A 12,048-nucleotide genomic window follows, 5' to 3' on the forward strand; every position below is an offset into this window, starting at 1 on the left:
AATAGCCACAAAACACAACATATTTATAAAACACAACACACGTTCAATGCTGACCAGGAGAGAAACCATGAAGCCATTCGTTCGCCGCTCTGCCGTTGCCCTCGGGCTCTCACTGTGTCTGGCGGCTGTTGCCCAGGCGCAAGACCTTCGCATTTCCATCTATGCCGATATCACCGGGCTCGACCCGCACGATACCTCGGACACGCTGAGCTACTCTATTCAGAGCGGCATCTTCGAGCGCCTGTTCCAGTTCGATAATAAAATGAAGCTGGTGCCACGTCTGGCGACGGGCTATACCAGTAATGACACCGCCACCGAGTTCGTCGTGACGCTGCGTGAAGGCATCACCTTCCAGGACGGCGCACCGTTCAACGCCGACGCCGTTAAAGCCAACCTTGACCGTCTGGCCGATCAAAGCAAAGGCCTGAAGCGCAACAGCTTGTTTAACATGGTGCAAAGCGTCACCGTGCTGTCGCCGACGCAGGTCAAAATCGAGCTGAACAAATCCTTCGGTGCCTTTGTGAACACGCTGGCGCACCCGTCTGCCGTCATGCACAGCCCGGAAGCCCTGAAGAAATACCCGGATGAAGCACAGTTGCGCGTACATCCGGTCGGTACCGGTCCATTCAAGTTCACCGAATGGCAGCAGGGTAAAGACGTGAAGCTGGTGAAATTCGACAACTATTGGCAGAAAGGCTGGCCGAAAGTCGACAGCGTGACCTTCTACCCGACGCCGGAAGACTCCACCCGCGTGGCGTCACTGAAATCCGGTCAGGTTGATGCCGTGTATCCGCTGCCTTCCGATCTGATCGCCACCGTACAAAGCGACAGCAAGCTGGCGATTCAACGCGACCCGAGCATCTATCAATTCTGGCTGGCGATGAATAACCTGCGTCCGCCGCTGAACGATATCCGCGTGCGTCAGGCGCTCAACTACGCCATCAACCGCGACATCTGGCTGAAGGTCGGCTTTGCCGGCATGGGTGTTCCTGCTTCCTCTGCAATGGCGCCGGATGTGCAGTTCTTCGCACGCCAAAGCTCGCCGAACTACACCTATAACCCGGAGAAAGCCAAGGCACTGCTGAAAGAAGCGGGCTACGCCAATGGCCTGAGCCTGAAACTGTGGACGACGAACCGCACCGACTACATCCGCAGCGCGCAGTTCTTCAAACAACAGTTAGAGCAGGTTGGCGTCAAAGTTACCGTCACACCGATGGATTCCGGGATGCGTAATGCCAAACTGTTTGGCGTGAAAGATCCGAAAGATGCCGAATTTGACCTGTTCTACAACGGCTGGTCTCCATCCACCGGTGATGCCGACTGGGCGCTGCGTCCGCTGTTCGCCACCGAATCTTGGGTGCCGGTCGCGTACAACGTCTCCTACTACAGCAACCCGGTAGCGGATAAAGCGATTACGGCCGGTCTGGCCACCGCCGATGCTGACAAACGTGCCGCCGCTTACGCTGACGCACAGCGCCAGATTTGGCAGGACGCGCCTGTAGTCTTCCTGGGTACGCCGGACAACATTGTCGGTAAAACCAAGAATCTCGACGGCGTGTACATGCTGGCAGACGGCTCGCTGATCTTCGATCAGGCTGAATTTAAGTAATCGGTCAGGGAGAACGCCATGTTTGCTTATATCGTCCGACGTTTGCTGGAAATGATCCCGGTTCTGCTGGTGGTCTCCCTGTTAGTGTTCGGTTTTATCAAGCTGTTGCCGGGTGATCCGGCACGTATTTACGCGGGTGCTGATGCGACGATTGAGGCGGTGGAAGCCGCTCGTCAGCAGTTAGGCTTGAATGACCCACTGCCGCAGCAGTATGTCCACTGGCTCGGCGGCCTGTTCAGCGGCGATCTGGGTGTGACGTACCGCACCCAGCAGCCGGTCATCGACGTCATCAGTAAGAGCTTTATGCCTACCATGTGGCTGGCGCTGGCGGGCTTCGTCTGGTCGGTGCTGCTCGGCCTGCTGATTGGCGTGGTGTCCGCGCTCAAGCGGGGAAAATGGCAGGACTGGACGCTGATGAGCTTCGCGGTTGGCGGAATTTCCATGCCACCGTTCTGGCTCGGCCTGCTGCTGATTCAGTTTGTGGCCATGCCGTTCGGCGTCTTTTCCGTCAGCGGTTTTAATCAGCCCAGCGACATCATTCTGCCCGCGCTAACGCTCGGAGCCTCGGTAGCCGCCGTCATGGCACGCTTTACCCGCTCCGCGTTTCTGGAAGTCGCACAGGAAGACTACGTGCGCACCGCGCGATCCAAAGGGCTGCGCAATCGGCTGGTCACCTGGAAGCACGTGATGCGTAACGCGCTGATTCCGGTCATCACCATGCTGGGGCTGCAATTCGGTTTCCTGCTCGGTGGCTCCATCGTGGTCGAAAGCGTATTTAGCTGGCCAGGATTGGGCTGGCTGCTGATTGAATCGATCAAGACGCAGGATCAGCCGGTCATTCAGGCGCTGGTCATGCTGTTCGTGTTTGAATTTATTGTCATTAACCTGTTGGTGGACCTGCTGTACGCGGTGGTCAATCCGGCGATTCGCCTACGTTAGGAGACACGATGAACCTGCCTTCCGAACCCGTCGTGGCCGCAGCCACGCTTGATGAAGAGACGATACGTTCGCCGTGGCGCGATTTCGTTCAGGTCTTTATCCGTAACCCGATGGCGCTGGTGTCCAGCGGCTTTGTCCTGCTGCTGGTACTGGTTGCGATTTTCGCGCCCTGGCTGGCACCGTGGAACCCGATGGAACCTGACTGGACGGCGCTGGCTTCACCGCCTTCAGCGGCGCACTGGATGGGCACCGACGATCTTGGACGCGATGTGATGAGCCGCATCATCTACGGCGCACGCATCTCGTTATATATCGGTATCTTTTCCGTCACGCTGGGCATGCTGGTCGGCATCGTGCTCGGCCTGCTAGCAGGCTACTACGGCCGCTGGGTGGATACGCTGATCATGCGCGGTTCCGACGTGCTGTTCGCCTTCCCCGGCATGCTGCTGGCGATTGCGGTCGTCGCCATCCTTGGACCTGGCCTGAATAACGTAATTATCGCTGTCGCCGTCTTCAGCGTACCGGTCTTCGCGCGAATCGTGCGAGCCTCTACGCTGTCGCTGAAACAGGCAGCCTATGTAGAAGCAGTACGCTGCGCTGGTGCACCGGATCGCATCATACTGATGCGCCACATCCTGCCCGGCACGCTGCCTAACGTGATCGTCTATTTCACCATGCGTATCGGCACCAGCATCCTGACGGCGGCAGGGCTGAGCTTCATCGGCCTTGGCCCAGAGCCGGACGTACCGGAATGGGGCAATATTCTGGCGATGAGCCGCAGCCTGATGATGGCGGGCGCCTGGCACGTCAGCGTGTTCCCCGGTCTGGCGATTTTCTTTACCGTGCTGGCGTTTAACCTGCTCGGGGATGCGCTGCGTGATACGCTCGATCCCAAACTGAAAAGCTGAGGAAGGCGATGCACGGCGATCACCAGATAAACGACTATCACCAGCAACAGCAGGCGCTGTTGCTACAACGCTGGAAAACGACGCGGCAGTTGGGTACGCCGCGCTCGGCTAGCGGACCACAGAACAGTATCAGTGATGTGGCAGGCGTGCGCGTCGGCCACTGCACGCTGGCGGCTGGGGAAGTGCAAACCGGCGTCACGGCGATTGTGCCGCCCGGCGAGAACCTGTTCACCCAGCCTCTGTCCTGCGGCGCGGCAGTGCTGAACGGCTTCGCCAAGCCCGTCGGACTGGTACAGATTGAGGAACTGGGACAGTTGCAAACGCCCATCCTGCTCAGCAACACGCTGGCAACCGGCACGCTGTTTACCACGCTGGTGCGCGACGCCATTGCCCGTAATCCTGAACTGGGTCGCACGCTGCCGACGGTGAACCCGCTGGCGTTGGAGTGCAACGACGGCTGGCTGAACGACATTCAGGCGCTGGCGGTGACAGAGCACATGGCACGACAGGCGCTGGACAGTGCAGCAGAGAGTTTCGCACGCGGCAGCGTCGGTGCAGGACGCGGAATGAGCTGCTTTAGCCTGAAAGGCGGCATCGGCACCACATCACGCCTGATCCCCGAATTGAACGCCACGCTCGGCGTACTGGTGCTGGCAAACTTCGGTACGCTTTCCTCACTGACGCTGGACGGCGTGCAGATGGGAAGCGCTATCGCGCCCATCCTGCCGGAGCTTGCGCCACAGCAGGATGCCGGATCGATCATCATTATCATGGCGACGGATGCCCCGCTCGATGCCCGTCAGCTCAAGCGCATCGCCAAACGCGCTGGCGCAGGGCTTGGTCGACTCGGCAGTTACTGGGGACACGGTTCCGGTGATATCGCCGTCGCGTTCTCTACCTGCCCACAGCCACAGCCGCCGGAGGATGCGCAGCTTGAACCGCTGTTAAGCGCCGCCGCCGACGCCACCGAACACGCGGTACTCGACGCCATGCTTCAGGCTGACGCCGTGACCGGTTTTCGCGGCCATCATCGCCCGACGCTGCCACAGGCGTTGGATCGGCTGGCCGCAGCGCTTTATCCATAAGCCCATTCTTCCGTAGGAAACTGATTATGAAAGTGTTTATTTCTGCTGATATCGAAGGGATCGCGGGCGTCATGCGCCCTGAGCAGTGCAGCCCCGGCACCGCGGAATACCAGCTGGCACGCGGCCTGATGGAGCAGGAAGTGAATGCCGCGATTGACGGCGCGTTCGCGGGTGGCGCAACAGAGGTGGTGGTCGCCGACAGCCATGCGGCAATGGTCAATCTGCGCGCGGAGAACATCGACGCTCGCGCCCGACTGGTACAGGGCAAACCGCGCGGCTATTCGATGGTAGAAGGGCTGGAGCAGCAGCAGTTCGATGGCCTGATGTTCATCGGCTACCACAGCGCGGCAGGCGAGTTTGGCGTGCTGTCGCATACCATCAACGGTCGTGCGTTCTACCGCGTGCGCATCAACGGTGAAATCATGGGCGAGAGCGACATCTACGCTGCCGCCGGCGTGGAACAGAAGACGCCGCTCTGGCTGGTCAGCGGTGACGACACGCTCCAGAACTGGATCGCCCGCTACTACCCCGCCACCGACTACGCCTGCGTCAAACGCGCCATCTCGCAGCACGCGGCTGAATCCCTCAGCACCGAACAGGCGCGTCAGGTGATTCGTGACGCGGCAAAAGCAGCGGTAGAAAAAGCCCACCAGACGCTGAATTCGCGGATTCAGGCACCTTACCGCCTCGAACTGATGGTGGCAAAACCGGTACTGGCCGATCTATTCTGTCTGCTGCCGAGCGTTGAACGTTTGGATGCCATAACCGTAGGTTATACGGCGCAGAGCATGCGGGAAATCACCAGTCTGCTGGGTGCATTTTCCTATCTGGCGACAACGCAAAACTGATTCCGGTCTATCCGCCTCTTTTAGAGAGGCGTAAACCGACTGAAAAGAGAATTTATCGCATGACGAAACCCGTGATTGTGATCCACGGTGGCGCTGGTGCGCTGACCCGCTCGGCCATGAGCCCTGAAAAAGAACAGCGCTATCTGGCCGCGCTGTCCGAGATTGTCGCCAGCGGACAACGCATTCTGGCCGAAAACGGCAGTGCGCTGGATGCCGTGACAGAGGCCGTCCGTCTGCTGGAAGAGTGCCCGCTGTTCAACGCCGGACACGGCTCAGTCTTCACCCACGCGGAAACCCACGAACTGGACGCCAGCATCATGGACGGACGTTCGCTGGATGCTGGTGCGGTAAGCTGCGTCAGCCATATCCGTAACCCGATTCTGGCAGCCCGCACCGTTCTCGAAGCGAGTCCGCACGTGATGTTTACCGCTGACGGCGCGGAAGCCTTTGCAGAACAGCACGGTCTGGAAAAGGTTGACCCTGCATTTTTCTCCACCGACGAACGCCGTCAACAGTTGCATAACGCGCAAGCAGGCACAGGCCGCGTCATTCTCGACCATGACGGCCAGAGCGACCCTATCGATCCCGACCGTAAATTCGGTACCGTCGGCGCGGTCGCGCTCGACAGCGCAGGTAACCTTGCGGCAGCCACCTCAACGGGCGGCATGACCAACAAACAGGCCGGACGCGTGGGCGACAGCCCGATTATCGGTGCAGGCTGTTACGCCAATAACCAAACAGTGGCCGTTTCCTGCACCGGCACCGGCGAAGTCTTTATGCGTGCTGTCGCCGCTTATGATGTTTCGGCGCTGATGGAATACGCCGGACTCACGCTACAGCAGGCCAGCGATCGCGTCGTGATGGAGAAACTGGTGCGGATGGACGGCAGCGGTGGGCTAATTGCCGTCGATAAAGCGGGCAACATCGCCCTGCCATTTAACAGTGAAGGCATGTACCGCGGCTACGGTTACGTGGGAGAAGCCCCCGTCGCCGATATCTATCGTTAAGCTGTCAGCAGCTGAAACAGAACCAAATCGCCCAACAATGGTGCGACCGCACCATTGTTGGGCATCAAAATAGTGCACAAAGCGCTCTCATCGTCTATCTATCGACCATTCATCGCGGCCTTATACCCTAAATAATTCGAGTTTCAGGAAGGCGGCAAGAGAAGGAATCCCGATGAGCTTACTCAGGTAAGTGATTCGGGTGACTGAACGTAGCCAACGCACATGCAACTTGAAGTATGACGGGTATATAATCTGGCGTAATAATTGCAGAACTTTTGGTTATTACTCATACGATGCTCATCAGAAAGCGTCAGCCGGAGCCTGCAACCATGCGATTACGCCATATTGAAATCTTCCAGGCCATTGTTCAGGCAGGCACCATCAGCGGCGCCGCCCGTTTGCTCAACGTTTCACAGCCCAACGTCAGTCGGGTATTGAATCACGCGGAACAGCAGCTCGGTTTTTCCCTGTTTGAACGTCGAACCCAGGGGATGGTCGCCACCGAAGAAGGGCTGCGCCTCATCCCGAAAGTGCAGGAGCTTTTCAGCCATCTGCAAAGCATCAGTTCCCTTACCGAACAAATCAAAACCAGCAAGGCACACTCCGTACGGCTGGGTGCAGCACACGCGTTCGGGCAGATGATCGTGGCACCCACGCTGGTGGAATTTCATAAGCAGGCAGCCTCGGTTAACGTCGAACTCGTCACCGAACACTTCAGCACGCTGTGCCAGAACATCCTGCAAAACCAGCTCGATTTCGCACTGATCTTTGGTCAGCAGGTGCCGTCCGAGTTACTGGCTGAGCCACTGTTCCAATCCACGATGGTTGCCCTGCTGCCGAAAAACAGCCCGATAAACGGCCCGGTATCGCTGGAATGGCTGTGCAACAACAACCTGCTGATGATGCAGCATCAGGACCCGCTCGGTCAGGTGGTACACCGTGCGCTGCGCGACAAAGCACTACAGCCGGCGGCATCGCTCTATATCAAAACCTACTCGGTGATCGCCGACATGGTGCTGGCGGGCGGCGGTGCAGGCATCGTCGATCTCTTTACCGCCTGCCGCTATGCCGACCAGCTCAAAATCGTCCCTATCGACCAGCCGCTGCCTTTTGAAGTCACGCTGATCAGCCGTCGTGATAACCCGCAATCACAGGCGACGCTGCAACTGAAACAGATGATGAAAAACCGCTGTCGCGACATCGCCAGACAAAACGAAGCCCTGCTTAACGCTGCCTGATTCACGACAGACACCACGGACGGTTTTTTCTATCCCCTGCGGGAGCCCAACGCTATAATCCCCTCATCATTTGCTTAACAGGTATGCACCAATGATTCGCAGCATGACCGCTTACGCCCGCCGAGAAATCAAGGGCAACTGGGGAAGCGCAGCCTGGGAACTGCGTTCCGTTAACCAGCGCTATCTGGAAACCTATCTTCGTTTACCGGAACAATTCCGCAGCCTCGAACCTGTCGCGCGTGAGCGCATCCGCGCCCGTTTAACCCGTGGCAAAATTGAATGCAACCTGCGTTTTGAACTCGACCCGAGTGCGCAAAGTGCGCTGATCCTGAACGAAAAATTGGCGAAACAGCTGGTTAATGCCGCCAACTGGGTCAAAATGCAGAGCGACGAAGGGGAAATCAACCCGGTTGATATTCTGCGCTGGCCCGGCGTGATGTCGGCGGAAGAGCAGGATCTGGACGCCATCAGCGCCGAACTGCTGACCGCGCTGGAAGGCGCGCTGGATGACTTCATCGCCGCGCGTGAAAGCGAAGGCAACGCGCTGAAAGCGCTGATCGAACAGCGTCTGGCGGGTGTCAGCGCCGAAGTCGTCAAAGTCCGTGCCCAGATGCCAAACATCCTGCTCTGGCAACGCGAACGCCTGCAAAGCAAGCTGGAAGATGCACAGGTACAGCTGGAAAATAACCGTCTGGAACAGGAACTGGTGCTGATGGCGCAGCGCGTTGATGTCGCCGAAGAACTCGACCGCCTCGACGCTCACGTCAAAGAAACCTACAAAATCCTGAAAAAAGAAGAAGCCGTCGGCCGCCGCCTCGACTTCATGATGCAGGAATTCAACCGCGAATCGAACACGCTGGCCTCGAAATCCATCAACGCCGACGTCACCGCATCAGCCATCGAGTTGAAAGTGCTAATCGAGCAAATGCGGGAACAGATTCAGAATATTGAATAACGATTCACAAAGAATCACCTGCTATCAAAAACCTAAGAAGCCTGCGATATCGCGGGCTTTTCTGTTATAATCCATAAAAAAATCAAATGATTACAGTATACATCTTGATGTACCTTCAAGACGAATAAGAACCTGAGAAGGTTGCCTTTTAATTATATAGAATTAAACTCTATAAGATTGAGATTCATCTGGTCCTTGCCACAAGTATCTAAATGATATTAAAGGGGATATAATGGAAGAGAACGTTAAGGATTATACTGTTACTTATGAAGATAGGTTCCTCTTTAAAGAAATAGGTTCAATTGCAACAAAACCAGATATTGCAATTACTGAAATTATTGCAAACTCACATGATGCTGGTGCAACGACTGTAAACATCACTATACCAGAGGGCGCTCAGCGACAACTTATCGTTGAGGATAACGGGATTGGTTTAACGAAAGAGCAATTCGAGTCCCGCTGGCTTAAACTTCGCTATGATAGAAATAAACACCAAGGCCCCTATGTAGAATGTCCTCTAAAAAATAATACAACAACAAAGAGGCTAGCATTTGGTCGTAACGGCGTAGGAAGACATGCAGGTTTATGCTTTGATGATATATATGAGGTATCTACATGGCGAGATTCTATTTTAAATACTTATAAAATAAAAGCCTCATCAGGACAATCACCAATAAAAATTGTCAGTCATGAAGTTAGTAAAAAAAACGGTCACGGGACAATAATAAAAGCAAATATATCTAGAAACAGTATTTCAGTAGACGAAATAAAAGATGTGATTTCTGCTCGTTTTTTATTTAATCCTGAATTTAAGGTTTTCATAAATGGCAAGCAAATAACATTATCTCAACACCCAGGAATAGTTAGAGAAAAAATCATAAATCCCGTAGGTAATATTGAAATAAAATTAACCTTAGTTGACTCATCATCCACAGCAAGGAACTCCAATCAACACGGCGTTGCTTTCTGGCTAGGAGGCCGCTTACTAGGGCAACCCTCTTGGTCTATTGGGAAACACCAAATCATTGATGGGAGAAAAGTATTTGCCAAAAGATATACATTGATTGCCGAATCAAGTAATTTATTTAATTTTGTCGAGCCTGATTGGTCAGGTTTTAAATCTGATTTTTCAGCATTAGATGCTATAGCGGAAGATATATCAAAAGTATTGCGTGGTTGGTATATAGAACTAGCCAATAAAGACGTACAGCAAACGAAACTACAGGTTATTGATACAAATAGAAATGACATTCAATCATTGCCAGCTTTAGCAAGAAAAGAACTGAATGAATTTCTTGATCAAATACTAAATGAAAACCCTGATATAAAAATAGAAATGCTTGAATTAGCATTCAGAGCTGCTATTAATTTAGAGAAGTCTCGATCTGGGTTCTCCTTATTAAAGAAACTATCTGATATATCCTCTGATGATGTGGACTCTTTAAATTCATTCCTGCAAGAATGGAATGTTACTGATGCGATGACAATACTTGCTGAAATCGATTCCAGAATAAAATTAATAGAAGCGATTGAGAGGTTAAGCAAAGACCATTCAGTCGATGAACTGCATACGTTACATCCACTCATAGAAAAGGCTAGATGGATATTTGGTCCTGAATTTGACACACCAGAATACTCTAGTAATCGAGGGTTAATAAAAACCATGGAGAGTGTTTTCAAGAAGAAATATAAAAAAGAAAACTTCATCAATGCATCCAAACGACCAGACATAGTTGTAGGTGAAAATTCATCTATAAGTATCTTAGGATTAGATGAGTTTGAAAATGATATAAAGAAAACAAAAAAAGTCTTATTAATAGAGTTAAAAAAAGGTGGTTTCGGTATCGGCAGGACCGAAATGGACCAAGCTAAATACTATGTGGAGGATATCTGGCATGCTGGTATTGGCTCTTCACATCCTTTTATAAAAGCTTTTGTTGTTGGTGACTTTATAGAGAAATTTACAGGTACGTATCAGGCTATTGGTGAGAATGAAACAAACCAATATGGTGAAATTAAAGCAATTACATATGGTGAAATGGTAAGAACCGCAGAAGCTAGGCTCTTTGCTTTAAGAGATAAAATTTCCACGCGATATGATGGGCTAGAAGACGACGTTTTACTTACCGAACTCTTATCTAAGCCAGAACAAAAGACTATAAAATATTAATGACATAAAAATCCATATTAGGGAAAATACAGCATAGCTAATTAGATAGTGTCCATATAAGATGGCATCACAAAATAAAAAACCATATTAATTACCTCAAAAAATTCAGAATATCGAGTGATTTCCACCCTATTTCACTGACTTCCACAACGCCCTGTTTTCAGGGCGTTTTTAATTCAATGACTACCAAATTAATAGCTACGAAACTCGTAGTATCTGAACTCATAAAAAGCATCGACAATTGGTGACACTGATTTTCAAGGAGGATCGCCAATGACCACGATAAACGCTGCCGTTACCGAAAGTTCCATCACTATTTTCCGAGACCTCATCGCTTCGCTACCCGTTGAGCACCTTAGTCGTGCTCAACATGACGATCTCAGTGCAATCGCCACAGAGTCAGTTGAAGGGTTGTGCCACGGTTTACAGTATGTAAGCGAATCGCTGGTTGAAGAAACTACCACGGAGCAGTTGCAACACCTCAGCGCCTATTTCAGCGCCTGTGCGCACCTGATCCCTGCAATGATGACAATCAGCGGAAAACCCATGCCATACGCAAGCCGTCGACAATCCACCCACAACGTTCTCGTTGAGTAATGCACAGCTAAAGCGTACATTTAAAATGTACACATCAGGAGAAACACGATGCGAACCTACACTTCTACTCAAGCCAGAGCCAACATTTCAGAAGTATTAGATGCTGCAACCCACGGTGAACCGGTCGAAATTACTCGTCGAGATGGGAGTTCCGCGGTGGTAATCAGCAAAGCGGAATTCGAGGCATACCAAAATGCCAAGTTGGACGCCGAGTTTGATCTCATTATGCAGCGCCACGGCCACACTATCGAAGCGCTGACTGACCGATGAACTGGGTTAGCGCACAAGAAGTGATCGCCTTTCATGATCGGATATTGCGACGTTTACCCGGCGTAGCGGGAATGCCCGATCCGGGGCGAGCAGAAGCGATAATCTACCGAGTGCAGAACCGCACGCATTATGAAGGGATCACGGACATCTTCGAGCTGGCCGCCACTTACTGGGTGGCTGTTGCACGTGGCCATATTTTTAATGATGGTAATAAGCGAACAGCATTCTTCGTCACGATGACGTTTTTATACCGTAACGGCGTGCTGGTTCGCGATAACGACAATACGTTGGAAAATCTGACGGTAGAGGCCGCAACGGGTGCAAAAAACGTTGACGAACTGGCACAGCAATTGAGAACACGGGTGCAACCTTTAGGCTGATTCCTGTAAACAGCACAGCTACAACAAAATAGGACTGTATTC

The 12,048-nt window shown here is 52.8% G+C and carries 12 protein-coding genes; all 12 read left to right on the plus strand.

The annotated features are described in order from the left end of the window. Positions 1 to 67 precede the first annotated feature (67 nt). Positions 68 to 1,609, plus strand: coding sequence for a glutathione ABC transporter substrate-binding protein (locus tag WCT94_RS11975; protein ID WP_336869734.1), 1,542 nt, complete (start codon positions 68 to 70; stop codon positions 1,607 to 1,609). An 18-nt stretch (positions 1,610 to 1,627) separates the two neighbouring features. Then, a complete protein-coding gene (locus WCT94_RS11980) occupies positions 1,628 to 2,548 on the plus strand; it encodes an ABC transporter permease (RefSeq protein WP_014913740.1) in 921 nt (306 codons plus the stop codon). Positions 2,549 to 2,556: 8 nt separating this feature from the next. Further along, positions 2,557 to 3,456, plus strand: a complete 900-nt coding sequence (locus WCT94_RS11985) for an ABC transporter permease subunit (protein WP_015842199.1) — start codon at positions 2,557 to 2,559, stop codon at positions 3,454 to 3,456. An 8-nt stretch (positions 3,457 to 3,464) separates the two neighbouring features. Further along, entirely contained in the window at positions 3,465 to 4,541 is a 1,077-nt protein-coding gene (locus WCT94_RS11990; RefSeq protein WP_442955488.1) for a DmpA family aminopeptidase, read from the plus strand. Between the two features lie 26 nt (positions 4,542 to 4,567). Further along, positions 4,568 to 5,389 carry a M55 family metallopeptidase gene (locus tag WCT94_RS11995; RefSeq protein WP_336869735.1) on the plus strand — a complete coding sequence of 274 codons (822 nt, stop codon included), beginning with the start codon at positions 4,568 to 4,570 and terminating at the stop codon, positions 5,387 to 5,389. 59 nt (positions 5,390 to 5,448) lie between these two features. Further along, a complete protein-coding gene (locus tag WCT94_RS12000) occupies positions 5,449 to 6,396 on the plus strand; it encodes an isoaspartyl peptidase/L-asparaginase family protein (RefSeq protein ID WP_336869736.1) in 948 nt (315 codons plus the stop codon). Positions 6,397 to 6,725: 329 nt separating this feature from the next. Continuing rightward, positions 6,726 to 7,634 carry a LysR family transcriptional regulator gene (locus WCT94_RS12005; RefSeq protein ID WP_015842203.1) on the plus strand — a complete coding sequence of 303 codons (909 nt, stop codon included), beginning with the start codon at positions 6,726 to 6,728 and terminating at the stop codon, positions 7,632 to 7,634. Positions 7,635 to 7,725: 91 nt separating this feature from the next. Further along, positions 7,726 to 8,589, plus strand: coding sequence for a YicC/YloC family endoribonuclease (locus WCT94_RS12010; RefSeq protein ID WP_039278589.1), 864 nt, complete (start codon positions 7,726 to 7,728; stop codon positions 8,587 to 8,589). A 232-nt stretch (positions 8,590 to 8,821) separates the two neighbouring features. Further along, on the plus strand, positions 8,822 to 10,759 hold the full coding sequence (locus tag WCT94_RS12015; protein WP_336869737.1) for an ATP-binding protein: 1,938 nt from the start codon (positions 8,822 to 8,824) through the stop codon (positions 10,757 to 10,759). A 273-nt stretch (positions 10,760 to 11,032) separates the two neighbouring features. Beyond that, positions 11,033 to 11,356: a hypothetical protein gene (locus WCT94_RS12020; RefSeq protein ID WP_336869738.1), complete on the plus strand. Its 324-nt coding sequence runs from the start codon at positions 11,033 to 11,035 to the stop codon at positions 11,354 to 11,356. A gap of 48 nt (positions 11,357 to 11,404) precedes the next feature. Next, complete coding sequence (locus WCT94_RS12025; RefSeq protein WP_010300679.1) at positions 11,405 to 11,626, plus strand: type II toxin-antitoxin system Phd/YefM family antitoxin; 222 nt, start codon at positions 11,405 to 11,407, stop codon at positions 11,624 to 11,626. Next, positions 11,623 to 12,006 (plus strand): type II toxin-antitoxin system death-on-curing family toxin, encoded by a 384-nt coding sequence (locus WCT94_RS12030; RefSeq protein ID WP_015842212.1) that lies wholly within the window; start codon positions 11,623 to 11,625, stop codon positions 12,004 to 12,006. The genes WCT94_RS12025 and WCT94_RS12030 overlap by 4 nt, the downstream gene beginning before the upstream one ends. Positions 12,007 to 12,048 lie beyond the last annotated feature (42 nt).

Source organism: Pectobacterium sp. 1950-15 (assembly GCF_037136835.1).
Lineage (GTDB): Bacteria > Pseudomonadota > Gammaproteobacteria > Enterobacterales > Enterobacteriaceae > Pectobacterium.

Excerpts from the sequence above, each read along its gene's own strand:
- WCT94_RS11975 (WP_336869734.1), top strand. The coding sequence starts at position 68 with ATGAAGCCATTCGTTCGCCGCTCTGCCGTTGCCCTCGGGCTCTCACTG.
- WCT94_RS11980 (WP_014913740.1), top strand. The coding sequence starts at position 1,628 with ATGTTTGCTTATATCGTCCGACGTTTGCTGGAAATGATCCCGGTTCTG.
- WCT94_RS11985 (WP_015842199.1), top strand. The coding sequence starts at position 2,557 with ATGAACCTGCCTTCCGAACCCGTCGTGGCCGCAGCCACGCTTGATGAA.
- WCT94_RS11990 (WP_442955488.1), top strand. The coding sequence starts at position 3,465 with ATGCACGGCGATCACCAGATAAACGACTATCACCAGCAACAGCAGGCG.
- WCT94_RS11995 (WP_336869735.1), top strand. The coding sequence starts at position 4,568 with ATGAAAGTGTTTATTTCTGCTGATATCGAAGGGATCGCGGGCGTCATG.
- WCT94_RS12000 (WP_336869736.1), top strand. The coding sequence starts at position 5,449 with ATGACGAAACCCGTGATTGTGATCCACGGTGGCGCTGGTGCGCTGACC.
- WCT94_RS12005 (WP_015842203.1), top strand. The coding sequence starts at position 6,726 with ATGCGATTACGCCATATTGAAATCTTCCAGGCCATTGTTCAGGCAGGC.
- WCT94_RS12010 (WP_039278589.1), top strand. The coding sequence starts at position 7,726 with ATGATTCGCAGCATGACCGCTTACGCCCGCCGAGAAATCAAGGGCAAC.
- WCT94_RS12015 (WP_336869737.1), top strand. The coding sequence starts at position 8,822 with ATGGAAGAGAACGTTAAGGATTATACTGTTACTTATGAAGATAGGTTC.
- WCT94_RS12020 (WP_336869738.1), top strand. The coding sequence starts at position 11,033 with ATGACCACGATAAACGCTGCCGTTACCGAAAGTTCCATCACTATTTTC.
- WCT94_RS12025 (WP_010300679.1), top strand. The coding sequence starts at position 11,405 with ATGCGAACCTACACTTCTACTCAAGCCAGAGCCAACATTTCAGAAGTA.
- WCT94_RS12030 (WP_015842212.1), top strand. The coding sequence starts at position 11,623 with ATGAACTGGGTTAGCGCACAAGAAGTGATCGCCTTTCATGATCGGATA.